The sequence below is a fragment of the Streptomyces sp. NPDC027185 genome (assembly GCF_055567035.1).
The window spans coordinates 464,937-487,835 of sequence record NZ_JBVHRF010000004.1 but is presented as its reverse complement, the minus strand read 5'-3'; the positions used below and the strand labels follow the sequence as shown (position 1 = coordinate 487,835).

23 protein-coding genes are annotated in these 22,899 nt (G+C 74.1%); 17 read left to right on the top strand and 6 right to left on the bottom strand.

Annotation, left to right across the window (positions count from 1 at the left end; all coding sequences use genetic code 11):
- The first annotated feature begins 105 nt into the window (after positions 1-105).
- Positions 106-627, top strand: a complete 522-nt coding sequence (locus tag ACZ4M8_RS15755; RefSeq protein WP_467607382.1) for a cupin domain-containing protein — start codon at positions 106-108, stop codon at positions 625-627.
- Positions 628-727: 100 nt separating this feature from the next.
- Here the strand turns inward: ACZ4M8_RS15755 and ACZ4M8_RS15750 are convergent, their stop codons facing one another.
- Positions 728-1,168: a PPOX class F420-dependent oxidoreductase gene (locus ACZ4M8_RS15750; protein ID WP_467607379.1), complete on the bottom strand. Its 441-nt coding sequence runs from the start codon at positions 1,166-1,168 to the stop codon at positions 728-730.
- A gap of 167 nt (positions 1,169-1,335) precedes the next feature.
- Between ACZ4M8_RS15750 and ACZ4M8_RS15745 the strand changes: the two genes are divergently transcribed.
- Positions 1,336-2,070, top strand: coding sequence for an SseB family protein (locus tag ACZ4M8_RS15745; RefSeq protein ID WP_467607376.1), 735 nt, complete (start codon positions 1,336-1,338; stop codon positions 2,068-2,070).
- 114 nt (positions 2,071-2,184) lie between these two features.
- Positions 2,185-2,922, top strand: coding sequence for an MIP family channel protein (locus ACZ4M8_RS15740; RefSeq protein ID WP_467607373.1), 738 nt, complete (start codon positions 2,185-2,187; stop codon positions 2,920-2,922).
- An 87-nt stretch (positions 2,923-3,009) separates the two neighbouring features.
- Here the strand turns inward: ACZ4M8_RS15740 and ACZ4M8_RS15735 are convergent, their stop codons facing one another.
- Complete coding sequence (locus tag ACZ4M8_RS15735) at positions 3,010-3,390, bottom strand: DUF1844 domain-containing protein (RefSeq protein ID WP_467607372.1); 381 nt, start codon at positions 3,388-3,390, stop codon at positions 3,010-3,012.
- A 192-nt stretch (positions 3,391-3,582) separates the two neighbouring features.
- Here ACZ4M8_RS15735 and ACZ4M8_RS15730 point away from each other — a divergent pair, with 192 nt between their 5' ends.
- The 12 genes from ACZ4M8_RS15730 to ACZ4M8_RS15675 all read left to right on the top strand — a co-directional run bounded on the left by ACZ4M8_RS15730 (position 3,583) and on the right by ACZ4M8_RS15675 (position 16,390).
- Positions 3,583-4,218 (top strand): TetR/AcrR family transcriptional regulator, encoded by a 636-nt coding sequence (locus ACZ4M8_RS15730; protein WP_467607369.1) that lies wholly within the window; start codon positions 3,583-3,585, stop codon positions 4,216-4,218.
- A 110-nt stretch (positions 4,219-4,328) separates the two neighbouring features.
- The gene (locus tag ACZ4M8_RS15725; protein ID WP_467607366.1) at positions 4,329-4,811 is read left to right on the top strand and encodes a nitroreductase family deazaflavin-dependent oxidoreductase; all 483 of its coding nucleotides are present in this window, start codon (positions 4,329-4,331) and stop codon (positions 4,809-4,811) included.
- A gap of 294 nt (positions 4,812-5,105) precedes the next feature.
- Entirely contained in the window at positions 5,106-5,807 is a 702-nt protein-coding gene (gene infC / locus ACZ4M8_RS15720) for a translation initiation factor IF-3 (RefSeq protein ID WP_467607364.1), read from the top strand.
- 117 nt (positions 5,808-5,924) lie between these two features.
- A complete protein-coding gene (gene rpmI, locus ACZ4M8_RS15715) occupies positions 5,925-6,119 on the top strand; it encodes a 50S ribosomal protein L35 (RefSeq protein ID WP_040254989.1) in 195 nt (64 codons plus the stop codon).
- 98 nt (positions 6,120-6,217) lie between these two features.
- Entirely contained in the window at positions 6,218-6,601 is a 384-nt protein-coding gene (gene rplT / locus ACZ4M8_RS15710; protein ID WP_143942134.1) for a 50S ribosomal protein L20, read from the top strand.
- A gap of 117 nt (positions 6,602-6,718) precedes the next feature.
- Complete coding sequence (locus ACZ4M8_RS15705; RefSeq protein ID WP_467607361.1) at positions 6,719-7,573, top strand: TrmH family RNA methyltransferase; 855 nt, start codon at positions 6,719-6,721, stop codon at positions 7,571-7,573.
- Between the two features lie 85 nt (positions 7,574-7,658).
- Positions 7,659-8,774, top strand: coding sequence for a sensor histidine kinase (locus ACZ4M8_RS15700; RefSeq protein ID WP_467607359.1), 1,116 nt, complete (start codon positions 7,659-7,661; stop codon positions 8,772-8,774).
- A 182-nt stretch (positions 8,775-8,956) separates the two neighbouring features.
- The gene (gene pheS, locus ACZ4M8_RS15695; RefSeq protein WP_391641801.1) at positions 8,957-10,081 is read left to right on the top strand and encodes a phenylalanine--tRNA ligase subunit alpha; all 1,125 of its coding nucleotides are present in this window, start codon (positions 8,957-8,959) and stop codon (positions 10,079-10,081) included.
- A gap of 1 nt (position 10,082) precedes the next feature.
- Positions 10,083-12,608, top strand: coding sequence for a phenylalanine--tRNA ligase subunit beta (pheT, locus tag ACZ4M8_RS15690; RefSeq protein WP_467607357.1), 2,526 nt, complete (start codon positions 10,083-10,085; stop codon positions 12,606-12,608).
- A gap of 456 nt (positions 12,609-13,064) precedes the next feature.
- The gene (locus ACZ4M8_RS15685; protein WP_467607354.1) at positions 13,065-14,342 is read left to right on the top strand and encodes a PP2C family protein-serine/threonine phosphatase; all 1,278 of its coding nucleotides are present in this window, start codon (positions 13,065-13,067) and stop codon (positions 14,340-14,342) included.
- A gap of 122 nt (positions 14,343-14,464) precedes the next feature.
- On the top strand, positions 14,465-15,802 hold the full coding sequence (locus ACZ4M8_RS15680; protein ID WP_467607353.1) for a transcriptional regulator: 1,338 nt from the start codon (positions 14,465-14,467) through the stop codon (positions 15,800-15,802).
- 57 nt (positions 15,803-15,859) lie between these two features.
- Positions 15,860-16,390 carry an NUDIX domain-containing protein gene (locus ACZ4M8_RS15675; RefSeq protein ID WP_467607350.1) on the top strand — a complete coding sequence of 177 codons (531 nt, stop codon included), beginning with the start codon at positions 15,860-15,862 and terminating at the stop codon, positions 16,388-16,390.
- A 126-nt stretch (positions 16,391-16,516) separates the two neighbouring features.
- Here the strand turns inward: ACZ4M8_RS15675 and ACZ4M8_RS15670 are convergent, their stop codons facing one another.
- On the bottom strand, positions 16,517-16,774 hold the full coding sequence (locus ACZ4M8_RS15670) for a hypothetical protein (RefSeq protein WP_399093525.1): 258 nt from the start codon (positions 16,772-16,774) through the stop codon (positions 16,517-16,519).
- Between the two features lie 257 nt (positions 16,775-17,031).
- On the bottom strand, positions 17,032-17,901 hold the full coding sequence (locus tag ACZ4M8_RS15665; protein WP_399093543.1) for a 3-hydroxybutyryl-CoA dehydrogenase: 870 nt from the start codon (positions 17,899-17,901) through the stop codon (positions 17,032-17,034).
- Between the two features lie 163 nt (positions 17,902-18,064).
- Between ACZ4M8_RS15665 and ACZ4M8_RS15660 the strand changes: the two genes are divergently transcribed.
- Positions 18,065-19,303 (top strand): glycoside hydrolase family 10-like protein, encoded by a 1,239-nt coding sequence (locus tag ACZ4M8_RS15660; protein WP_467607348.1) that lies wholly within the window; start codon positions 18,065-18,067, stop codon positions 19,301-19,303.
- A 118-nt stretch (positions 19,304-19,421) separates the two neighbouring features.
- On the opposite strand, the gene ACZ4M8_RS15655 is transcribed toward ACZ4M8_RS15660, so the two are convergent.
- Positions 19,422-19,622, bottom strand: coding sequence for a DUF1918 domain-containing protein (locus tag ACZ4M8_RS15655; protein WP_399093549.1), 201 nt, complete (start codon positions 19,620-19,622; stop codon positions 19,422-19,424).
- Between the two features lie 412 nt (positions 19,623-20,034).
- Positions 20,035-21,024: a DMT family transporter gene (locus tag ACZ4M8_RS15650; RefSeq protein WP_467608037.1), complete on the bottom strand. Its 990-nt coding sequence runs from the start codon at positions 21,022-21,024 to the stop codon at positions 20,035-20,037.
- 367 nt (positions 21,025-21,391) lie between these two features.
- Between ACZ4M8_RS15650 and ACZ4M8_RS15645 the strand changes: the two genes are divergently transcribed.
- Complete coding sequence (locus tag ACZ4M8_RS15645) at positions 21,392-22,855, top strand: aminotransferase-like domain-containing protein (RefSeq protein WP_467607346.1); 1,464 nt, start codon at positions 21,392-21,394, stop codon at positions 22,853-22,855.
- Positions 22,856-22,899: the final 44 nt, after the last annotated feature.

Genomic DNA, 22,899 nt, shown 5'->3' with positions numbered 1-22,899 from the left:
TCTCCGGACCTCCTCCGGTGGCCCGCGGTGATCGTCCGCGGGCCCGATGCCGCGCCCCGCCGCGCCGGTCACCCTTGTGGTGTACCTGCCGATAAGGAGCGCACGATGTCGTACAGCGAGAACATGCGGTACCCGGAGCCCCGCTACCACGGCGCCGAGGGCGAGGTGAGCGCCTCCTTCCGCCCGGCCACCACTCCGCCCGAGGTCTCCTCGCCCGGCGGATCCACCAGCTACCTCGCCACCCAGGAGTCCACCGGCGGCGAATTCGGCCTCTACAAGGGGGTGCTGGGCCCGCGCTCCGCCGGAGCCAAGACCCACTTCCACCGGGCGATGTCGGAGTCCTTCTACGTCCTCTCCGGCGAACTGGAGCTGTTCAACGGCGACACATGGGTCACGGGCCGCGAGGGTGACTTCCTGTACGTCCCCGCCGGCGGCCTGCACGCCTTCAAGAACGTCACCGACGAACCCGTCTCCCTGCTCATGCTCTTCGCCCCGGGCGCCCCGCGCGAGGAGTACTTCGAACAGGTCGCGGAGATGTCGCGACGCAGCCCCGAACAGCTCAAGGAGTTCCGCCTGCGGCACGACAGCTACTTCACGGAGGACTTCGAGACCGACCGCACCCGGTAGCTTCCGTCCCCGGCCCGGACCCTCCGCCGGGGCCGGAAACGGGGCCGGACCCGTACGGAACGACGGGCCCGGCCCCCTGCGGGACGCCCCGGAGAACTCCCTACCTCCGCGCCCCCGGCGCCCCCGCGGGCAGCGGCTCGACGCCCGCGACACGACGCGCCCGGTCCGGCTCGATCAGCACCATCACCCGCCGCTCGCCGGGCACCAGCCACTCGTACCGCTCGGTGCCCCGGTACACGCGCGCCAGCCGGTCCATGTTCCGGTCCGCCTCCGGGCCCTCGACGAAGCGGACGGCACGGCCGCGGATCTGCACCCGGTCGTAGAGATCGGCCGGGTCCGCGTGGGACAGACAGATCCGGGGATCGCGGCGGAGGTTGCGCTCCTTGACCCGGCCGACGGAGGTGTTGATCAGCAGCAGGTCCCCGTCCAGCCCCACCCACATGGGGCTCACATGCGGCGCCCCGTCGCGGCCGACCGTCCCGACGTACCAGATGTGCGCCGCCTCGACCCGTCGGCGGATGTCCTGCGAAAGCTCGATCATGCCGCCCATCCTGCCCGTACACATCCGGTATACGGGAAGTGAGCGACACGATCGATACCTCCCGAATTGGTGTGCCCCGTCCCGCGCGGACCGGGGCCCGCCCACCGGGGGAGCGCGGCCCCGCACCCGCCCCGGGCCGCCCGCCCCCGTGCCGCTAGGCTCGCCCCGTGGCGCAGAAGAACATCCCGGACCCCGGTTTCTCCGACGACGACGGCTCCGCCGACCCGGCCCTCGCGGCCGCGCTGGCCGCCTACGACCGCGACCGGAGCGCCGAACCGCAGCTCCTCGCGGCCCTCTCCGGCGCCCGCGTCCTGGTGCCCGTCGTCGCCGTCCTCGGGGAGAGCGAGACCGGCCCCGACGGGCTGCGCCGCGAGAAGACCAGCGACATGGCCGTCCCCACCCTCCAGGCCCCCGACGGCCGCCGCGCGCTGCCCGCCTTCACCTCCATGGAGGCCCTTCAGCGCTGGCGCGCCGACGCCCGCCCGGTGGCCGTCCCGCTCCGCCAGGCGCTGCTGGCCGCCTCCCACGAACAGGCCGACACCGTCGTCGTCGACCTCGCCGGACCGGTCACCTACCAGCTCACCGGCCCCGCGCTGCGGGCCCTCGCCGAGGGCCGCCAGGACGCCGACCCGCGCACCGACCCCGCCGTCCTCGACGCGCTGCGCGCCCTCCTCGCGGCCGAGCCCGCCGTCCGCCTCGCCCACCTCGCACCCTCCGCCGAGACCGACGCGACCCTCGCCCTGAGCCTCGACCCGGACGCCTCCGCCCCCGACGTCGCCCACCGACTGGCCCAGTTGCTCGCCGCCGACGAGGAACTGCGCGCCCGGCTCGTCCGCGGCCTCGACCTGGCCCTGCTGCCGCCCGGCAAGGACGCGCCCGAGGAGCCCTTCTACCGCCGCTGACCCCGGCGCCCGGCCCTCCCGCCCGGCCCCGGGCCGCGCCCGCCCGACGGGCGCGCCGCGCGCCCCGGTCGCACAATGCGAGGACAGCTCGGGAGTCACGCGAGGAGAGCCTCCATGGAGACCACGCAGACCCGCACGATCCTGTCCGAATTCCTCGGCACACTGCTCCTGGTGTTCTTCGGAGTGGGCGCCGTGGTCCTGGCCGGTGAGTACATCGGGACCTTCGGCATCGCGCTGAGCTTCGGCTTCGTCATGCTGGCCATGGCCTACGCGATCGGCCCGATCTCCGGCAGCCACATCAACCCGGCGGTGACCCTGGGCATGCTGCTCTCCCGCCGCATCGACCTGCGGACGGCCGTCGAGTACTGGATCGCGCAGGTGCTGGGCGCCATCGTCGGCGCGGCGGTGCTCTTCCTCGTCGCGAAGCAGATCCCGGGCCTGAAGACGAGCGAGTCCTTCGGCTCCAACGGCTGGGGCGACCGCTCCGCCGTCCACCTCAACACCGGCGGTGCCTTCGTCGCCGAGATCGTGCTGACCTTCGCCTTCGTCTTCGTGGTGCTGGCCGTCACGCACAAGGTCGCGGTCGTCGGCTTCGCCGGTCTGCCCATCGGCCTGGCGCTGGCCATGGTCCACCTCGTCGGCATCCCGCTCACCGGGACATCGGTCAACCCGGCGCGCAGCATCGGCCCGGCCCTCTTCGCCGGCGGCGCCGCCATCACCCAGCTGTGGCTGTTCATCGTCGCCCCGCTGATCGGCGGCGCCCTCGCCGCAGCGGTGCACCGCTGCACCCACCCGCCCTACGCCCCGGCGCTCGTCGCCGACGAGGTCGCCGCGACCCCGGACAAGGACTGACGGCCCACGTACGAAGAGGCCGTACGCCGGGAGCCCCGGACCGCACACCGCGGTCCGGGGCTCCCGGCGTACGGCGGGGCGGCCCGGTCAGCCGTGGACCGGCCCGGTGAACTTCTCGCCCGGCCCCTGCCCCGGCTCGTCCGGGACGACCGACGCCTCACGGAAGGCCAGCTGCAGCGACTTCAGCCCGTCCCGCAGCGGCGCCGCGTGGTACGAGCCGATCTCGGTGGCGCTGGCCGTCACCAGACCCGCCAGCGCGTGGATGAGCTTGCGCGCCTCGTCGAGGTCCTTGTGCGCGTCGCCCTCCTCGGCGAGCCCGAGGTTGACCGCGGCGGAGCTCATCAGGTGCACGGCGACGGTGGTGATCACCTCGACCGCCGGGACGTCCGCGATGTCGCGGGTCATCGCGTCGAAGTCCGGTTCCGACGCCTGCGGGACGTCGGGCTGCTGCGGGGTCTGGTCACTCATGTCGGGGCGCTTCGCTTCCTGCCGGTACGGGATCGGGACCAGCCTAAGTGGTCCGCCCCGGACACCTTCCGGGGGTCGGCCCGGCCGGAGCGTCCCGGCCCGGTCGGCCGCAGCGGGACCCCGGAGAGGGAACGCGGAGAAGAGGTGCGTCCGGGGTGACACGGCACTGAACGCTCGTTTAGTGTTTTGAACATGCGTTCAGCCTCCGAGGACAGAACCGCCCGCGCGGTCCTCCGCGACGAATCACTCCGGCTCTTCGCCGAGCACGGCCCGGATCACGTCTCCGTACGGCAGATCGCCGCCGCCGCCGGGGTCTCCCCGGGCCTGGTGCTGCACCACTTCGGCTCGAAGGACGGACTCCGGGAAGAGGTGGACCGGTACGTCCTCGACACGTTCGACCGGATCCTGGGCGCCGTCACCGCCGACGGCGCGCCGGACTTCACCGATCCGGCGGCCCGCGGCTCGCTGACCGAAGCGATGCTCCGGCACCTCCCGGCCGGCTCCCCGATCCCCTCCTACCTCTCCCGCCTCCTCCTGTCCGGCAGCGGCGCCGGGCGTCAGCTCCTGACCCGGCTCCACGAACTGAGCCGGACGACGCTCGACGCGATGACCGAGGCCGGGCTCGCCGGACCGGGCCGGGACCCGGCGGTGCGCGCGGCGGTCCTGATGGCCAACGACCTGGCCGTACTGCTGCTGCGCGACCACCTCACCGCCGTTCTGGGCACCGACCCGCTCTCGCCCGACGGCGCGGCCCGCTGGGGAGCCGAACTCCTCGCGATCTATTCCGACGGGCTCACCGCCACGCCCGGGGCGGACCGGACTCCGTGACCGCCGGGAACGCCGTCCCGGACACCGCGGCGGCCGATCCCGCACCGCACGGCACACACCCGGCGTACGCGCCCACCGCCGTCCCACCCGCCTCCGAAAGGCAGCCGCCCATGGAGATCACCGAGCGTCCCGCACCGCCCGCCGGCATCCGCCGCATGCTGTTCCGGGCCCCCGTCCACCTCTTCCGGTTGCGCCTGGGCCGGCTCTTCGGCGGTCGGCTGCTCCTGCTGCACCACACCGGACGCGTCTCGGGAAAGCGCCGCCAGGTCGTCATCGAGGTCGTCGAACGCGACCGGACCGACGGCAGCTACGTGGTCTGCTCCGGCTTCGGCCCCGAAGCCGCCTGGTACCGCAACCTCCTCGCCACGCCCCGGGCCGGCGTCCAGCTCGGCCTGCGCACCGTCCCCGTCACCGCCCACCCGCTCGGCGCGGACGAGGGCGCCGACCTCATGGCCCGCTACGCGCCCCGCCACCCCCGGGCCGCACGCAGGCTCGTGCGCTTCATGGGCTTCTCCGTCGACGGCACACCGGAGGACTACCGCGAGGTCGGACGCCACCTGCCCTTCGTGCGCCTCAGCCCGCGCCGGCCGTGAAAGCCTCCGAGGGCCCGGCGTGCCGGAACGGCCGCCGGGCCCTCTCCGGGTACGCCGCCTTCCGCACGGATGTCCGCATCCGCCTGGGGGTCACCTCTTGACTCGTGTATTCTGGTGTTCCGACCGGCCGGACACCCAGGTGACCGGCCCACAAGTGGAGGCTCCGATCTCCCACCCGGCCGACCTCACGGTTGGCGGGTCAACGGTCCGGCTGCGCCCCGCGGAGACCTTCGCGGCGGTGTTCCTGAACCTTTCACGGAGCCCCGCCTTGTGTCCCGTCCGGGGCGTTTTTTGATGTACCGGCGCGGTTGGTCACACCGAAACAGAACTGACGCGGCAGTCCGCCAGGCCGTCGCGTGGTGCTACCGAGGAGGATCCATCAGCGCCGAGCCCCGCATCAACGACCGGATTCGCGTCCCCGAGGTGCGACTCGTCGGTCCCAGCGGCGAGCAGGTCGGCATCGTGCCGCTTGCCAAGGCCCTGGAGCTTGCGCAGGAGTACGACCTCGACCTGGTCGAGGTGGCCGCGAACGCACGTCCGCCGGTCTGCAAGCTCATGGACTACGGAAAGTTCAAGTACGAGTCGGCCATGAAGGCCCGTGAGGCGCGCAAGAACCAGGCGCACACGGTCATCAAGGAGATGAAGCTCCGGCCGAAGATCGACCCGCACGACTACGACACCAAGAAGGGTCACGTCGTTCGGTTCCTCAAGCAGGGTGACAAGGTCAAGATCACGATCATGTTCCGTGGTCGCGAGCAGTCCCGCCCCGAGCTGGGCTTCCGGCTGCTGCAGCGGCTCGCGGCCGATGTGGAGGACCTCGGCTTCATCGAGTCGAATCCGAAGCAGGACGGCCGAAACATGATCATGGTCCTCGGTCCGCACAAGAAGAAGACCGAGGCGATGGCCGAGGCCCGTGAGGCGCAGGCCGCCCGCAAGGCGGAGCGCCAGGGTGGAACTCCCGCCGAGGAGTCCCACGAGGAGCCCGCCGAGGCGTGATCCCGGGCGAGTCCCGGACGTCGCGCCGGGCACCCGTCCCGGACACCAACCGATACATCTGACGCTCCCGTGCCGGCCCGGCCAGCGGGAGCGCCACTGACGAGGAGAGAACGGCGCATGCCGAAGAACAAGACCCACAGCGGTTCCAAGAAGCGCTTCAAGATCACCGGCTCCGGCAAGGTGCTCCGCGAGCGCGCCGGCAAGCGCCACCTGCTCGAGCACAAGTCGTCCCGCGTGACGCGTCGCCTCACCGGCAACGCCGAGATGGCCCCGGGCGACGCCGCGAAGATCAAGAAGCTTCTCGGCAAGTGAGTCGCCGCGCCCCCGCCGGGGGCGCGCGACCAGGACCGGGACTACATCGAACCGGGCCGTGTGACGATCCCCACGGCCCCGCTACAAGGAGTTAAGAAGTGGCACGCGTCAAGCGGGCGGTCAACGCCCACAAGAAGCGCCGGGCGATCCTGGAGCAGGCCAGCGGCTACCGCGGTCAGCGCTCGCGCCTGTACCGCAAGGCCAAGGAGCAGGTGACCCACTCCTTCGTCTACAACTACAACGACCGCAAGAAGCGCAAGGGCGACTTCCGTCAGCTGTGGATCCAGCGCATCAACGCCGCTGCCCGCGCCAACGGCATGACCTACAACCGCTTCATCCAGGGTCTGAAGGCCGCCAGCATCGAGGTCGACCGCAAGATCCTCGCGGACCTGGCCGTCAACGACGCGAACGCGTTCGCCGCGCTCGTCGAGGTCGCCCAGAAGGCGCTCCCGAGCGACGTCAACGCCCCGAAGGCCGCCTGAACACCGGCCTGACGACGTGACGAGCGGACCCGCAGGCACCGGCCTGCGGGTCCGCCGCCTTTTCACCGGACGCCTCCGCCCGTCACCGCACCGAACCACAGAAGCGAGCCGCCGCCCATGGGCACCCCCGAGCTGATCTCCCCGCGCTCCCCGCGCGTCTCCGCCGCCCGGCGGTTGGCGCGCCGCGCCTTCCGGGCCCGGGAGCGCCGGTTCATCGCCGAGGGCCCGCAGGCCGTACGCGAGGCCATCGCGCACCGCACCGGCGGTGAGCCCACCCTCGTCGAACTGTTCGCGACCGTCGAGGCGGCCGAGCGGCACGCCGAGATCATCGCCGCCGCGCACGCCGCGGGCGTCCGCGTCCACCACGCCGACGACCGCACCGTCGCCGACATCTCCCAGACGGTCACCCCGCAGGGCCTGGTCGGCGTCTGCCGGTTCCTCGACTCGCCGTTCGAGGCGGTCCTCGCCGCCCGTCCGAAGCTGATCGCCGTCCTCGCGCACGTCCGCGACCCCGGCAACGCCGGTACGGTGCTGCGCTGCGCCGACGCCGCGGGAGCCGACGCGGTGGTCCTCACGGACGCCTCCGTCGACCTCTACAACCCCAAGTCGGTCCGCGCGTCGGTCGGCTCGCTCTTCCACCTGCCGGTCGCCGTCGGCGTCCCCGTCGAGCAGGTGATGGCCGGGCTGCGCGGCGCCGGGGCGCGGTTGTTGGCCGCCGACGGCGCGGGCGACCGCGACCTCGACGCCGAGCTGGACGCCGGCGCCATGGGCGGCCCCACCGCCTGGATCTTCGGCAACGAGGCGTGGGGCCTGCCGGAGGAGACCCGCGCCCTGGCCGACGCGGTCGTACGGGTGCCCATCCACGGCAAGGCCGAGAGCCTCAACCTCGCCACCGCCGCCGCCGTCTGCCTCTACGCGTCGGCCCGCGCCCAGCGCACCGCGGGCGGCTGCCGCGCCGTCCCGTCCGCCTGATCCCGTCCGGGCCCGGCGCAACCACCGGCCGTCCGCCGGTGTTGTCAGTAGGGTGACGGGCCGGGGCCGGAGGGGGCTGGTGGAGATGGACACGAGGACAGCGGGCGGGACGGGCGGCGGACCGCCGGAACAGGGGCCGTACGGGGCGGCCGACGGGCCGGTGGTGGCGCCGGACGAATTGCCGGACGGGCTGGTCGTCGCCGACGCCGGGGCCACCGTCATCTGCTTCAACGCCGCCGCCGCGAAGCTCACCGGCATTTCCGCGGCCGATGCCCTCGGCCGCCCCCTGGACGAGGCGCTGCCGCTCCAGGACCTGGAGGGCCGCCGCTGGTGGCGGCTGACCGATCCGTACGGCGGGCTCGCCATCCGGCGCGGGCAGCCGGAGCGCAATCTGCTGCTCGGCGGGCGTGAGGTGCTGGTCTCGGCCCGCTACCTCCGCGACGGCCGGACCGGGCCGGTCCGGCGGCTGGTCGTCTCGCTGCGCGGTACCGAGGCCCGGCGGCGTACGGAGGTCAGCCATGCCGAGCTGATCGCGACCGTCGCCCATGAGCTGCGCTCGCCGCTGACCTCCGTGAAGGGGTTCACCGCCACCCTGCTGCGGAAGTGGGAGCGGTTCACCGACGACCAGAAGCGGCTGATGCTGGAGACCGTCGACGCCGACGCGCACCGGGTGACGCGGCTCATCGCCGAGCTGCTGGACATCTCCCGGATCGACTCCGGACGCCTGGAGGTGCGCCGCCAGCGGATCGACATGGTCGCGGCGGTGCGGCGGCACGTCCAGGCGCAGATCACCGCGGGGCGCGCGCCCGGCCGTTTCATGATGCGGGTCCGCGGGGCGCTGCCCGACCTGTGGGCCGATCCGGACAAGGTCGACCAGGTGCTGAGCAACCTGCTGGAAAACGCGGTGCGGCACGGTGCGGGAACCGTCATCATCGACGTGGCGGCGGCCACGGTGACCAGCGGGGAGGGGACGGCGGTGACGGTGAGCGACGAGGGCACCGGGATCCCGGAGGACTCCATGGACCGGGTCTTCACCCGCTTCTGGCGCGGCAGCAAACGCGGCGGCACCGGCCTCGGCCTCTACATCGTCAAGGGCATCGTCGAGGCGCACGGCGGCACCATCACCGTCGGGCGGGCCCCCGCGGGCGGTGCCGAGTTCCGATTCGTCCTGCCCGCCGCCACTCCGGCCTTCATGGCCTGACCGCCCGGCGGCGGGCGCCCCGCCCGGGGCACGGACCGGCGCTGTCGGCCCGTCCCCTTAGACTTGCCCTTTGGCACCTTTGGCGCACAAGCATCGCGGGCACAGCGCGGGCTCGGCATCCGAAGTTTGTGATCGAAGAGGCGAAGTGAAGCCAAGCCAGACCACCGGAAGCACGGGAAGAGATGTCCGCACCCAATAAGTCGTACGACCCTGTCGAGGTCGAAGCCCTGAAACCGGAAGAGATCGCCGCCCGGCTGGACGAGGCGCTGGCCGCCATCGCCGCCGCCGGCGACCTCGAAGCGCTCGCCCAGGCGAAGATCGCGCACACCGGTGGCACCTCGCCGCTCGCCCTCGCCAACCGCGAGATCGGCGCGCTGCCCCCGCAGGCCAAGGCGGAGGCCGGCAAGCGCGTCGGCCAGGCCCGCGGCCGGGTGAACCAGGCGCTCAAGGCCCGCCAGGAGGAGCTGGAGGCGGAGCGTGACGCCCGCGTGCTGGTCGAGGAGGCGGTGGACGTCACCCTGCCGTACGACCGCACGCCCGCCGGCGCCCGCCACCCGCTGACCACCTTCATGGAGCGGGTCGCCGACGTCTTCGTCGCGATGGGCTACGAGGTCGCCGAGGGCCCCGAGGTCGAGGCGGAGTGGTTCAACTTCGACGCGCTCAACTTCGTGCCGGACCACCCCGCGCGCCAGATGCAGGACACCTTCTTCGTCCAGGGCGAGGGCACCAAGGGCGATGAGTCCGGGGTCGTGCTGCGCACCCACACCTCGCCGGTCCAGGCCCGTACGCTGGTCGACCGCGAGCCGCCGGTCTACGTCGTCTGCCCCGGGCGGGTCTACCGCACCGACGAGCTGGACGCCACGCACTCCCCGGTCTTCCACCAGATCGAGCTGCTCGCCGTCGACGAGGGCCTGACCATGGCGGACCTCAAGGGCACCCTCGACCACATGGTCCAGGCGCTCTTCGGCCCGGACATGACCACCCGCCTGCGGCCGAACTACTTCCCGTTCACCGAGCCGTCCGCCGAGATGGACATGGTCTGCTACGTCTGCCGCGGCGCCTCCGTCGGCAACCCGGACCGCCCCTGCCGCACCTGCTCCAGCGAGGGCTGGATCGAGCTGGGCGGCTGCGGCATGGTCAACCCCCGGGTGCTGACCGCCTGCGGTGTGGACCCGGAGAAGTACAGCGGGTTCGCGTTCGGCTTCGGCATCGACCGGATGCTGATGTTCCGGCACAACGTGGAAGACATGCGCGACATGTTCGAGGGCGACGTCCGGTTCACCCGGCCGTTCGGGATGGAGATCTGAGATGCGTGTCCCGCTTTCCTGGCTGCGGGAGTACGTCGACCTGCCGGCGTCCGAGACCGGCCGTGACGTACAGAAGAAGCTGATCGCCGTCGGCCTGGAGGTCGAGACGGTCGAGAAGCTCGGCGCGGGGCTGACCGGCCCGCTGGTGGTCGGCCAGGTGCTGACCATCGAGGAGCTGGAGGGCTTCAAGAAGCCGATCCGCTTCTGCACCGTCGACGTCGGCGACGCCAACGGCACCGGCGAGCCGCAGGAGATCGTCTGCGGCGCCCGTAACTTCGCCGTCGGCGACAAGGTCGTCGTGGTCCTGCCCGGCGCCGTCCTCCCCGGCGACTTCAAGATCTCCGCGCGCAAGACGTACGGCAAGAAGTCCCACGGCATGATCTGCTCCGGCGACGAGCTGGGCATGGGGGACGACGGCAGCGGTGGCATCATCGTGCTGCCCCCGGAGACCGAGGTCGGCAGCGACGCGATCGCGCTGCTGGAGCTGGTCGACGAGGTGCTGGACATCGCCGTCACCCCCGACCGCGGCTACTGCCTGTCGCTGCGCGGCGTGGCCCGCGAGACCGCCATCGCGTACGGCCTGCCGCTGCGCGACCCGGCGCTGCTGGACGTCCCGCCGCCGAACTCCGGCGGGTACGCCGTGAAGGTCTCCGACCCGATCGGCTGCGGCCGCTTCACCGCCCGTACGGTCAGCGGTCTGAGCCCCGAGGCGCGCTCGCCGATCTGGCTCCAGCGCCGGCTGCAGAAGGCCGGGATGCGCCCGGTCTCGCTCGCCGTCGACATCACCAACTACGTGATGCTGGAGCTGGGCCAGCCGCTGCACGCCTACGACCGCGCCACGGTCCGGGGCCCGATCGGCGTCCGCCGCGCCACCGGCGGCGAGGAGATCACCACCCTCGACGGCGTCAAGCGCGTGCTGGACACCGAGGACCTCGTCATCACCGACGACCGCGGCCCGATCGGCCTGGCCGGCGTCATGGGCGGCGCCAACACCGAGATCGCCCGGGGCGTCAGCGACCCGGAGACCGGTGAGGTGCGCGGCACCACCGACGTCGTGATCGAGGCGGCGCACTTCGACGCGCTCTCCATCGCCCGTACGGCCCGGCGGCACAAGCTGTCGTCGGAGGCGTCGCGGCGCTTCGAGCGCGGGGTGGACCCGCAGGCGGCCTCCGCCGCGGCGCAGCGCACCGTCGATCTGCTGGTGCTGCTGGCTGGCGGCACCGCCGACCCGGGCGTCACCGAGATCGTCTCGCCCAGCGCCCCGCGCACCCTCACCATCCCCGCCTCGCACCCGGACGAGGTCGCCGGTGTCGCCTACGGCCGGGAGACCGTCGTCCGCCGCCTCCAGCAGGTCGGCTGCGACGTCTACGGGCAGGACGAGCTGGTCGTCACCGTGCCGTCCTGGCGGCCGGACCTCACCGACCCGAACGACCTCGCCGAAGAGGTCATCCGCCTGGAGGGCTACGAGAACCTGCCCGCCACGCTCCCGCTGCCGCCCGCCGGCCGCGGGCTGACCGAGCGGCAGCGGCTGCACCGCCGCGTCGGCCGGGCGCTGGCAGGCGCCGGGTACACCGAGGCGCTGAACTACCCGTTCATGGGCGCGGCCGTCCTCGACCAGCTCGGCATCGAGCCGGGCGACGCCCGCCGCCGCACCGTCACCCTCGTCAACCCGCTCTCCGACGAGGAGCCCGACCTGCGCACGACGCTGCTCCCGGGTCTCCTCGGCGCGCTGCGGCGCAACGACGGCCGGGGCACGCACGACCTCGCGCTCTTCGAGACCGGCCAGGTGTTCCTGCCGACCGGTGCGGAGAAGCCCGCGGTCCGGCTGCCCGTGGACCGCCGGCCGACCGACGCGGAGATCGCGGAGCTCAACGCCGCGCTCCCGGCGCAGCCGCGCCGCGCCGCCGTGGTGCTGGCCGGCGCCCGCGAGCAGGCCGGCTGGTGGGGCAAGGGCCACCCGGCGACGTGGGCGGACGCCGTCGAGGCGGGCCGGACCGTCGCCCGGGAGGCCGGTGTCGAGCTGACCGTCCGACAGGACCAGCTGGCGCCGTGGCACCCCGGCCGCTGCGCCGCGCTCGTGGTGAGCGTCGGCGGTACGGAGGAGACCGTCGGCCACGCCGGTGAGCTGCACCCGCGCGTCATCAAGGCGCTGGGCCTGCCGGAGCGCACCTGCGCGATGGAGATCGACCTGGACCGCGTCGAGGCCGCCGCCGACGGTCCGCTGCGGGCCCCGCGGATCTCGTCGTTCCCGGTGGCCACGCAGGACGTCGCGCTGATCGTCGACGCGTCGGTGCCGTCCGCCGCCGTCGAGGCCGCGCTGCGCTCCGGCGCCGGCGAACTCCTGGAGTCGCTGCGGCTGTTCGACGTCTTCAGCGGTGAGCAGGTGGGCGCCGGGAAGAAGTCGCTGGCGTACGCGCTGCGCTTCCGCGCCGCCGACCGCACGCTGACCGCCGAGGAGGCGTCGGCCGCCCGTGACGCGGCGGTCGCGGCCGCCGCCGAGCACACCGGGGCGGTGCTGCGGGGCTGACGGTGGACCGTGCCGTTGACGGCACGGGGCACACGAAGGAGTGAGGGCGCGACCGGCTGCATCGCCGGTCGCGCCCTCGCCTTTTCCCGGGGTGCGCGACGCCCTCCCGCGGGCCTGACCGGAGCGCCGGGAAAGGCCCGCACCGGGCGGTGACACCTCCCGCGCGGCAGGTGGTGTACCGGTTCTTCAGCCACCCCGCGCCACCCCGCTCCGGGCGCCCCGCGCACCGTCGCGGGGCGCATCCGCGCAGGTCCGGACGCGCCCGTGCGCGCGCCCTGTACCACCTCACCCGATGGAGTGATACAGATGCGCACCGTGGGGGCCCGAGCACGTAACGTCGACACAATCGTTGCGGCCGACCCGGCCCGCCGCCCGTGCGACGGGAGGGTTCGGTCGCCGCGCTGCCCGCTGTGGGATCCACAGGCAAGGGGGACCAACGGCATGATCCGTAGTCGGGTGAATGACGGAGCGCGCGCGGGTGCCACACGCGTCCGGTGGACCTTCGTCCTCGCCCTGCCCGGTCTGTGGGTGTTCGCGGTGCTGGCCTGGGAGCTGTCCTGGCCCAGCAGCGGACAGCTGCTCCAACTGCTCGCCGCCGCCCCGGCCATCGCCTGCGCCGCCACCGGCCGCCGGGTGTGCGTGGTGATGGGCGGCGGCTGCGCCCTCCTCGCACTCGTCCCGTTCGACGGCGCGCCGCCGGTCGGTCCCGGGCTGCCCGCCCGCGCCGTCAACTGCGCCGCGATCCTGGCGGTGGTGGGCGCCAGCTATCTGATGGCCGGGCGGCGGCTGCGGCTGCTGCGGGAGCTGGAGTGCGCCCGGGAGGTGGCGGCCACCGCACAGCGGGCGCTGCTGCCCCCGCTGCCGCCGCGCGTCGGCACCGTCGTCCCCGCCGCCGTCCACCTCTCCGCCGACGAGGGCGCCTCCATGGGCGGCGACCTCTACGACGTGGTGGCCACCAGGCACGGCGTCCGAGCGGTGATCGGCGATGTGCGCGGCCACGGTCTGGCGGCCCTCGCGACGGTCGCCGCGATGCTCGGCTGCTTCCGCGAGGCCGCCCATGACGAGCCCGAACTCGGCGAGGTGCTGCGGCGGTTGGAGCGCGCCCACGCCCGGCATCTGGCGGGCCGCGCCCCGGAGACGGCGGCCGGTCCGCTCGCCCCGGACGCCGAGGAGTTCGTGACCGTCCTGCTGCTGGAGATCGCGCCGGACGGGGCGGTCCGGGCGCTCAACTGCGGGCACCCGTGGCCGTACCGTGTCGCGCCCGGGGTGGTGGAGCCCGCCGCCTGCGGTGAGCCGTTGCCGCCGCTGGGCCTGTTCCCGCTGCCGCGCATGCTGCGGACGGTGGCGTGCGGGCGGCTGACGCCCGGTCAGGGGCTGCTGCTCCACACCGACGGCGCGCATGACGCGCGGGGCGCGGACGGCGGGTTCTTTCCGCTGGTCGAGACGGTGCGGCGGTTCTCCGGGGCGCGGGCGGACGCGGTGGTCGGCGGGGTGCACGACGCCCTGCTGCGGCACGCCCGGGGGCGGCTCACCGACGATGTGGCGCTGGTGATGCTGAGCGCGGCGCCGCCGCGCCCGGACGGCCCGGCGCCGGCGGCTCCCGGCCGCCCTCCGGCCCCCGGCGGGGAGCCGCGCCCGCGTACCCAGCCGCCCGCCCGCCGGCTCCCGGCCCCGGTGACCGCGGCGCCCGACCCGGCCCGCGTCCCCGAGGGCCGCCCCGCGCGCGGCTGCTGACGCGGTGTCTTCACACCCCGTGTGAAGCGCGGTTCACTACCGTCGACGTACGGAGCCTTTACGGCGACGAGGTAGGAGCCAGCGGCCCGTGGGCGGGCCCGGCGCACCGGGAGGCCGGTTTCATGGAGCCCAACACCCTGCTCGACGCGATCCTCGACGAGGCGGGCATCTCGCACGCCGGTCTCGCGGCACGTATCAACCAACTCGGCCGCCACCGCGGTCTGGCGCTGCGCTACGAGCACACCGCCGTGGCCCGCTGGCTCAAGGGCCAGCGCCCGCGCGGCCAGGTGCCCGACCTGATCTGCGACATCCTCACGGCGCGGCTGCACCGCCAGATCGGCCTCGACGACATCGGTCTCGGCCGTCCGGGCGCCCGCCGCTCCGCCACCACCCCGCTGTCCGGTTTCGTCGACCGGGCCACCGCCCTGTGGCGCTCCGACGAACAGCAGCGCGCCCACGTCGTGGACGCCCCCGCCCTCACCGGCACGTCCGCGGTCATGCCCGTATGGGAGTGGGAGAACCCGCCCGAGGACTCCGACGTCTCGCGGGACGGGCAGGCGCGGGTCGGTATGGACGACATCGAGATGCTGCGCGCGGCCCGTACCCACTACGAGCATCTGTACCGCAAGGCGGGAGGGGTGGCGACGCGGGCGCGGATCGTGGGGTTCCTCAACACCGAGGCGGCACCGCTGCTGCGCGGCAGCTACAGCGACGCGACGGGCCGTCAGCTGCACCGTGCGACCGGCGGTCTGGTCGCCGTCGCGGGCATCTGCGCCTACGACTCCGACGCCCTGGGCCTCGCGCAGCGCTACTTCCACCAGGCGTTACGCCTGGCCAAGGCGAGCGGCGACCGGGGGCTCGGCGCGTACATCATCGCCTTGCTGGTCAACCAGTCGCTGTTCGTGCGGGAGTACCGCCAGGCGGTGGCGTTCGCGGAGGCGGCGCTGCGGACCGCGGGCCCGCAGATCACCCCGGCGCTCGCCGCCGATCTCTACGCGATGCAGGCCAAGTCCTACGCCCGGCTCGGCGACGGCGCGGGTGCGCTCGCCTGCATCCGGCGGGCGGAGGCGGCGGCGGAACGCATCCGGCCGGGGCTGGAGCCGGCCGAGACCGGATACGTCCAGCCGGGTCTGGTGAATGTGCAGGTCGCGGAGGCGCTGCTGAGCCTCGGTGATCTGCGGGCCGCACGGGAGCAGGCGGATGCCGCCGTGGACACTCCCGCGCACGACCGGGGCCGGGTCCACCGGCTGGCGATGCTCACCCACATCGAACTGCGCCAGGGCGACGCGGACCGGGCGGCGGCGAACGCGGCGCAGATGACCGAACGGGCCCGGGGCGTGGAGTCCCAGCGCTTACGCGACCGGCTGCGGGCGGTGCGCGAACATCTGGCTGAGACCGGTAGCTCCGCGACCGACGCGGCGGCCGATCTCATCGACGAGGTGCTGCGCATACCGCTGTAGGGCGATCCCGCACCGGGCCCGTGTCACCTTGCCGGACTACGCGGAAGGTGGCAGACAGTGCGTTGGAACAATCTCGCGGAAGAGACCGTGTACGAGAACCGCTGGTTCCGGGTGAATCTCGCCGATGTGCGGATCCCCGACGGCCGGCACCTCGACCACTACCTCATCAGGATGCGGCCGGTGGCCGTGGCCACGGTGGTCAACGAGGCCAATGAGGTGCTGCTGCTCTGGCGGCACCGCTTCATCACCGACTCCTGGGGCTGGGAGCTGGCCGCGGGCGTCGTCGAGGACGGCGAGGACATCGCGGCGGCCGCCGCCCGGGAGATGGAGGAGGAGACCGGATGGCGGCCCGGCCCGCTCACCCATCTGATGTCGGTCGAGCCGTCCAACGGCCTGACCGACGCCCGGCACCACATCTACTGGTCCGACGAGGCCACCTACACGGGCCCGCCGGAGGACGGCTTCGAGTCCGACCGCCGGGAGTGGGTGCCGCTGAAGCTGGTGCCCGACATGGTGGCCAGGGGTGAGGTGCCGGCGGCGAACATGGCCGCCGCGCTGCTGATGCTCCACCAACTCCGCCTCGGCTGACGCACCTTGTGTGCGCGAGGGGCCGGTCCGGGCGAGTCGCGGCTGAGGCCCGTCGAGGCATGAGGGACCGGCTGTGGCCGGTCGAGGTCCGGCGCCGCCACCTCCGGGCGGCGGCGCCGGGACCGTTCACCGGGCCAGCACCTGCCAGACGCTCACCACCACCGCTGCCACGGAGGCGAGCGCGGCCACCGAAGGCAGTGGCCAGCGTCCCTGTTCCAACTGCGCGATGCGGGCGTTCAGCTCGTCCGCGTCCCGCTCGTACTGCGCGTTCCGCTGGGCGAGCAGCGCCAGCTCGCCGTCCACGCGGGCACTGCGCACATCCAGACACCGCCTCAGCTCCGCCACATCGGTGGCTACCAGCTTGCGTTCAGGGTGGGCGGTCACGTTCCGTTCCTCTTTTCCGCTGTCGCGACATCCGTCGTCCTGGGTACGGGAACCAGTCAACTGCCACGAAGCCGAAGGCGGGAGCGTGTGCGCCGCACTTCTGTGGGTCAGCCGCGCACACCCCGTGTGAAGTGACGGAGAGTGAGGAAGCGGGGAGGTGGGGGAGGCTGCCGGGGTGCGTGGGGCCGGGGATGCGCCGACGGCCCGCCTCCCGGCGCGGGAGGCGGGCCGTCAGCCGTGCGCGGGCCGGGGCGCGCTCAGTACGCGTAGAAGCCGGAACCGCTCTTGCGGCCCAGCCGCCCTGCGTCGACCATGCGGGCGAGGAGCGGGGGAGCGGCGTAGAGGGGCTCCTTGTACTCCTCGTACATCGAGGCGGCCACCGAGGCGACGGTGTCGAGGCCGATGAGGTCGGAGAGCTTGAGGGGGCCCATGGGGTGGGCGCAGCCCAGTTCCATGCCGTTGTCGATGTCCTCACGGCTGGCCATACCCGACTCGAACATCCGGATCGCGGAGAGGAGGTACGGGATGAGCAGGGCGTTCACCACGAAGCCGGAGCGGTCCTGGGCGCGGATGGCGTGCTTGCCCAGGACGTTCTGGACCAGCGCCTCGGCGCGCGCGATCGTCTCGTCGCCGGTGGTCAGCGCGGGGATCAGCTCGACGAGCTTCTGCACCGGCGCCGGGTTGAAGAAGTGGATCCCGATGACCTGGTCGGGGCGGGAGGTGGCGACGGCCAGCTTCACCAGCGGGATGGAGGAGGTGTTGGACGCGAGGATCGCGTCCGGGCGGGTCACGACCTGGTCGAGAACCTGGAAGATCTCGGTCTTGACCTGCTCGTTCTCCACGACCGCCTCTATGACGAGATCGCGGTCGGCGAACTCCCCGAGGTCCGTGGTGAAGCTCAGGCGGGCGAGCGCGGCGTCCCGTTCGGCGGGCGTGATCTTGCCGCGGTCGGCGGCCTTGCCGAGGGAGTTGGTCAGGCGGGTGCGTCCCAGCTCCAGGGCTTCGCCGGTGGTCTCGGCGACCATGACCTCCAGCCCGGAGCGTGCGCACACCTCGGCGATTCCGGCGCCCATCTGACCGCAGCCGACCACGCCGACGCGTGCGATGTCGGTGAAAGTGTCCGTCACCTCGTGCCTTTCGCTGATCTACGGGACCGGGCGGGGCTCCGTAGGGGTGCCGGACCCGCCTCGGCCCCCCAAGTTACTCGTACGGGTACCGGGCTCCGGGCGCCGGGGCGGGCATTCTGACCTCCAAGAATGCGACCAAAAATGGACAAGTTGGGGGTATTTGATGAGACGGATCACACGCCGGGGCTTCGCCGTGGCGGCACTCGGGACCGCCGCGTGGTGCGCGGGCGGACCCGGCACGGCCGCCGCGACATCCCGGTCGGCCGCCGGACCGCGGCATCCGCACCGTGCGCTGCGCGGCATGTGGCTGGCGACCGTCGCGGGCCGCGACTGGCCGTCCCGCCCGGGGCTGCCGCCCGCCGAGGCGCGCCGCGCACTCCTCGCCCTGCTCGACGCCGCCGCGGACCGCCGCCTGACCGCGGTCTTCTTCCAGGTCCGGCCCACCGCCGACGCGCTGTGGCCGTCCCCGTACGAACCGTGGTCGGAGTACCTCACCGGGCACCAGGGCCGCGATCCCGGCTGGGACCCGCTGGGCTGCGCGGTCCACGAGGCGCACCGCCGGGGGCTGGAGCTGCACGTCTGGTGCAACCCGTACCGCGTCGCCCGGCACGGCGACCCCGGGCGGCTGGTGCCCTCCCATCCGGCGCGCCGCCATCCGCACTGGGTGGTGCCCTACGGCGGGCAGCTCTACTACGACCCCGGGCTGCCGGAGGTCCGGCGCTTCGTCCAGGACGCCTGTCTGGACGCGGTGCGCCGCTACCGCGTCGACGGGCTCCACTTCGACGACTACTTCTATCCGTATCCGGTCGCGGGGGAGACGTTCGGCGACGACGCCTCCTACGCCGCGTACGGGGCGGGCTTCCCCGACCGGGCGGCGTGGCGGCGGCACAACACCGAACTGCTGGTGCGGGAGACGGCGGCGCGGGTCGCGGCGGTGCGCGGGGCGACCGGGCGGCGGGTGCGGTTCGGCGTCAGCCCCTTCGCGGTCTGGCGCAACCGCGCCACCGACCCGGCGGGCTCGGACACCCGCGCCGGGGTGCAGGCGTACGACGACCTGTACGCCGACACCCGCGGCTGGGTGCGGCGGGGGCTGCTCGACTACCTCGCCCCGCAGGCGTACTGGAACCTCGGTTTCGAGGCGGCGGACTACGCGCGGATCGTGCCGTGGTGGGCGCGGACGGCGGCCGGTACCGGGGTGGATCTCTATCTCGGGGAGGCGCTGTACAAGGCGGGTGACCCGGCGCAGCCCGCGCCCTGGCAGGATCCGGCCGAACTCTCCCGCCATCTGACCTTCGCGCACCGGTATCCGCAGGTGGGCGGCCATATCTTCTTCTCCGCGAAGGAGGTCGCCACCGATCCGTCCGGGGCGATGGCCCGGGTGGTCGCCGACCACTACCGGTAGCGGTACGGAAGGCCGCTGCCCCCGGTCGGCGCCGGTGACGGCACGGCGCCCGGCATACGTGTGCGGCGCCGCCCGGGGCGGGGCGGCGCCGCGGGACCGGCCCCGGGGCCGGTGCGGTTCAGCGGGGGTGGGGGGTCGGTTCGTGGCGGACGACGGCGTCGGGTCCGGGCGACAGGATCGCCTCGTGCCCGTCCTCGTCACGGACGCGGAACGGCGGATCGCCGTGGTCGCCCAGCACTTCGATGATCTCGACGACGTGGTCGCCGTGCCCGACGGTCCTGCCGTGCACCAGCAGCCGGTCGCCCTTGGTCGCATGCATCAGGGGTCCTCCCGCCTGGAGGCCGTACGGCTGCTCGGCCGGGCGGCCTGGCCAACGGATCACGGGCCGGGACGGCCCGGACGGCGGTACATGCCGTTGCGGCCAGTTTACGTCGGGGGGTGGGCGGCGCATCCGGTGCGCGGGGAGAGGGCGGCCGGCTGCGGAGGGAGAGGGGGTGCGCCGGTCGTGGTGCCGGGCCGGGTGTCCTCCGGCAGAGCCGCGGGCTCGGCTTTCCGCAGGTCGAGGACGCTTCCCGTGTGCTGCCGCGTCGCCCTTCCGCGGCCCGGCGGGCGGCCGGTCCGCCTGGGGAGGGGAGGGGCGGCGCGGCAGCACGCCGGGCCCGGCCCGTCCCCGGTTCCCGCCCTCGGTCTCCGCCTCGCCCGGGGCTCGTCACGCCGCCCGCCCGGGGTGCTCAGCTCCGGCTGCGCTGGGTGACCACGATGCAGGCGAGGACCGCGAGCGCCGCGAGGGGCGCGGCGGGCGGGAGGTGTTCGCCGAGCAGGGTGACCGACCAGAACAGGGTCAGCAGCGGCTGCGCCAGTTGGAGCTGGCTGGCGCGGGCGACGCCGATGGCGGCCATCCCGCGGTACCAGACGACCATCCCGGCGAAGGTCGAACCGGCCGCCAGCCACAGCAGCCCGGCCACCGCGTGCGGGGTGGGGTGCAGGGGTTCGGCGGCCAGGGCGAGCGCCGAGCCCGTCACCGTCACCGGCAGCGCCAGGACCAGCGCCCAGCCGATCACCTCCCACCCCGGCATCGAGCGGGCCAGCCGTCCGCCCTCGGCGTAGCCGGCGGCGCAGACCAGCAGCGCCCCGAAGAGGTAGAGGTCACCGGCGCTCGGGCGGCCGCCGCTCTGGTGCAGGGCGAACGCGATGACCACGACCGCGCCGGTCAGCGCCGCGGCCCAGAACGTCCGCGACGGCCGTGTCCCGGTGCGCAGCGCGGCGAACACGGCGGTGGTCAGCGGCAGCAGACCGACGACCACCGCCGCGTGCGAGGTGGTCGTCGTCTCCAGCGCGAGTGTGGTCAGCAGCGGGAAGCCGAGGACGATACCGCCGGCGACGACGGCGATACCCGGCCGGTGGCGCCGCGCGGGCAGTGGGGTGCGGCGCGCCGCGAAGCAACCACCGGCGACGGCGGCGGCCAGCACGCTGCGCAGCATGACCACCGTCCACGGCCCCATCCCCTCCAGCGCCCAGGCGGTCGCCGGAAAGGTGAGCGAGAAGGCGGCGACACCGAGCACGGCGAGGATCACCCCGCGGCGGCGGGGGTCGGAGGGCGCTGCGCCGGGCCGGGCGCCACGTGCCGATACGGGTGCGGTGCCGGTCGCTCCGGGCCCGGTTCCGGGAGTGAGGGTGTCGGGCGGGGTGCCGCCGCGGGACGGGGTGCCGCCGGACGGCATGGCACCGGACGAGCCGCCGGGTGCGGTCCCCCGCGCGGCTCGGGCTGCTCCGGGACCGGCTTCGGGCGTACGGGCGTCGGGCCCGGCGGACGGCGCCGGCCGTGCGGGGGTGGCGGGCGTAGCACCGGTGGCATCGGGTCCGGCGCTGTACGTGGTGGCACCGGGCGCGGCGTCGGCGGGGGCATCGGCGGTGACGGCCGGACCGGGCCGGGCGGCGGATGCTCCGGTGCCGGGCGCGGCGTCGGCGGACCCGCCGCGGGCGGGCTCCGCGCGGGGTCCTGCCGCCGGCCCGGGAGCGGTGCGGGAAGCGGGCGGAACGGTCTCGACCGTTATCCCCGTCGAGGCGATAGCGCTATCGTCTGCTCTCATGCATGAGCGTAGCAGCGTTGCCGAACTGGCCGTAGCCCTGCGGGAAGAGGTCGATCGCTACTCGCCGGGGGAGAAACTGCCGTCGAGCCGGGTGCTGCGGGAGCGGTTCCGGGTCAGCCCGGTGACGGTCTCCCGGGCGCTCGCCGAACTGGCCGCCGAGGGGCTGGTCGTCACCCGGCCCGGGGCCGGGGTCTTCCGTGCCGCGCCGCCCGCCCGCGCGGCGCGCCCGGCCGACACCTCCTGGCAGGAGATCGCGCTGAGCGCGGAGGGCGCCGCCGATCAGGTGCCGCGCAGTGTCGACGCCTCCGGGGTGCTCGCCACCCTCGCGGGGCCGGCGCCCGGCGTCGTCGAGCTGAGCGGCGGCTATCTCCACCCCGACCTCCAGCCCGAGCGCGCCATGGCCGCCGCGCTGGCCCGCGCCGGACGCCGTCCGGGGGCCTGGCGGCGACCGCCGCTGGAGGGGGTGCACGAGCTGCGGGCGTGGTTCGCGCGGGAGATCGGCGGGCCGGGCGGCGCGCTGGCCCCGAACGACGTACTGATCACGGCGGGCGGGCAGAGCGCCCTGACCGCCGCGGTGCGGGCGCTCGCCCCGCCCGGCGCGCCGGTGCTCGTCGAGTCGCCGACCTACCCCGGTGTACTGGCCGTGGCCCGTGCGTCCGGACTGCGGCCGGTACCGGTGCCGGTCGACGCGGACGGGGTCCGTACCGATCTGCTCGCCGACGCGTTCCGGGCCAGCGGCGCCCGGCTCTTCGTCTGCCAGCCGCTGTTCCAGAACCCGACGGGTGCGGTCCTCGCGGAGCGGCGGCGGCGCGAGGTGCTGCGGGTGGCGCGGACGGCCGGTGCGTTCGTGATCGAGGACGATTTCGCCCGCCGGCTGGCCCACGGGTCCGCGCCCGCGCTGCCGCCGACGCTGATCGCCGACGACGAGCACGGCACCGTCGTCCACGTCGGCTCGCTGACGAAGGTGACCTCCCCGAGCCTGCGGGTGGGGGCGCTCGCCGCCCGCGGGCCCGTCCTCGACCGGCTGCGCGCCATCCAGGTCGTCGACAGCTTCTTCGTCCCGGGGCCGCTCCAGGAGACCGCGCTGGAGCTGGTGGGGTCACCGTCCTGGCCGCGCCATCTCCGGCTGGTCTCACGGGAGTTGGGGGCGCGGCGGGACGCGCTGCTGGCCGCGCTGCACACCCGGCTGCCCGGCCTCGCGGCGGCGGACGGCGGGGCGGCGCTGACGGCGCCCCGCGGCGGCTGCTACCTCTGGCTGCGGCTGCCGGACGGCACCTCGGAGGAGGCGCTGGCCGGTGCGGCGCTGCGTGCCGGGGTCTCCGTCGCCCGGGGCCGCCCGTACTTCCCCGCCGAACCGTCCGCGGCCCATCTGCGCCTCGGCTTCGCCTCCGCCTCCTCCGCCGCCGAACTCGCCGAGGGCGTCCGCCGCCTGGCCGCCGCCTGGCACGAGGCCGCCCGCTGAGACCCCGTACGGCAGGGCCGGGAGGTCTCGACGCGCGCCGCGCC

Bases quoted from the DNA above. Each gene is read 5' to 3' on its own strand.
- ACZ4M8_RS15755 (WP_467607382.1), top strand. From the start codon at position 106: ATGTCGTACAGCGAGAACATGCGGTACCCGGAGCCCCGCTACCACGGC.
- ACZ4M8_RS15750 (WP_467607379.1), bottom strand. From the start codon at position 1,168: ATGATCGAGCTTTCGCAGGACATCCGCCGACGGGTCGAGGCGGCGCAC.
- ACZ4M8_RS15740 (WP_467607373.1), top strand. From the start codon at position 2,185: ATGGAGACCACGCAGACCCGCACGATCCTGTCCGAATTCCTCGGCACA.
- ACZ4M8_RS15735 (WP_467607372.1), bottom strand. From the start codon at position 3,390: ATGAGTGACCAGACCCCGCAGCAGCCCGACGTCCCGCAGGCGTCGGAA.
- ACZ4M8_RS15730 (WP_467607369.1), top strand. From the start codon at position 3,583: ATGCGTTCAGCCTCCGAGGACAGAACCGCCCGCGCGGTCCTCCGCGAC.
- ACZ4M8_RS15725 (WP_467607366.1), top strand. From the start codon at position 4,329: ATGGAGATCACCGAGCGTCCCGCACCGCCCGCCGGCATCCGCCGCATG.
- infC (WP_467607364.1), top strand. From the start codon at position 5,106: ATGTACCGGCGCGGTTGGTCACACCGAAACAGAACTGACGCGGCAGTC.
- rpmI (WP_040254989.1), top strand. From the start codon at position 5,925: ATGCCGAAGAACAAGACCCACAGCGGTTCCAAGAAGCGCTTCAAGATC.
- ACZ4M8_RS15705 (WP_467607361.1), top strand. From the start codon at position 6,719: ATGGGCACCCCCGAGCTGATCTCCCCGCGCTCCCCGCGCGTCTCCGCC.
- ACZ4M8_RS15700 (WP_467607359.1), top strand. From the start codon at position 7,659: ATGGACACGAGGACAGCGGGCGGGACGGGCGGCGGACCGCCGGAACAG.
- pheS (WP_391641801.1), top strand. From the start codon at position 8,957: ATGTCCGCACCCAATAAGTCGTACGACCCTGTCGAGGTCGAAGCCCTG.
- pheT (WP_467607357.1), top strand. From the start codon at position 10,083: ATGCGTGTCCCGCTTTCCTGGCTGCGGGAGTACGTCGACCTGCCGGCG.
- ACZ4M8_RS15680 (WP_467607353.1), top strand. From the start codon at position 14,465: ATGGAGCCCAACACCCTGCTCGACGCGATCCTCGACGAGGCGGGCATC.
- ACZ4M8_RS15660 (WP_467607348.1), top strand. From the start codon at position 18,065: ATGAGACGGATCACACGCCGGGGCTTCGCCGTGGCGGCACTCGGGACC.
- ACZ4M8_RS15655 (WP_399093549.1), bottom strand. From the start codon at position 19,622: ATGCATGCGACCAAGGGCGACCGGCTGCTGGTGCACGGCAGGACCGTC.
- ACZ4M8_RS15650 (WP_467608037.1), bottom strand. From the start codon at position 21,024: ATGCCGTCCGGCGGCACCCCGTCCCGCGGCGGCACCCCGCCCGACACC.
- ACZ4M8_RS15645 (WP_467607346.1), top strand. From the start codon at position 21,392: ATGCATGAGCGTAGCAGCGTTGCCGAACTGGCCGTAGCCCTGCGGGAA.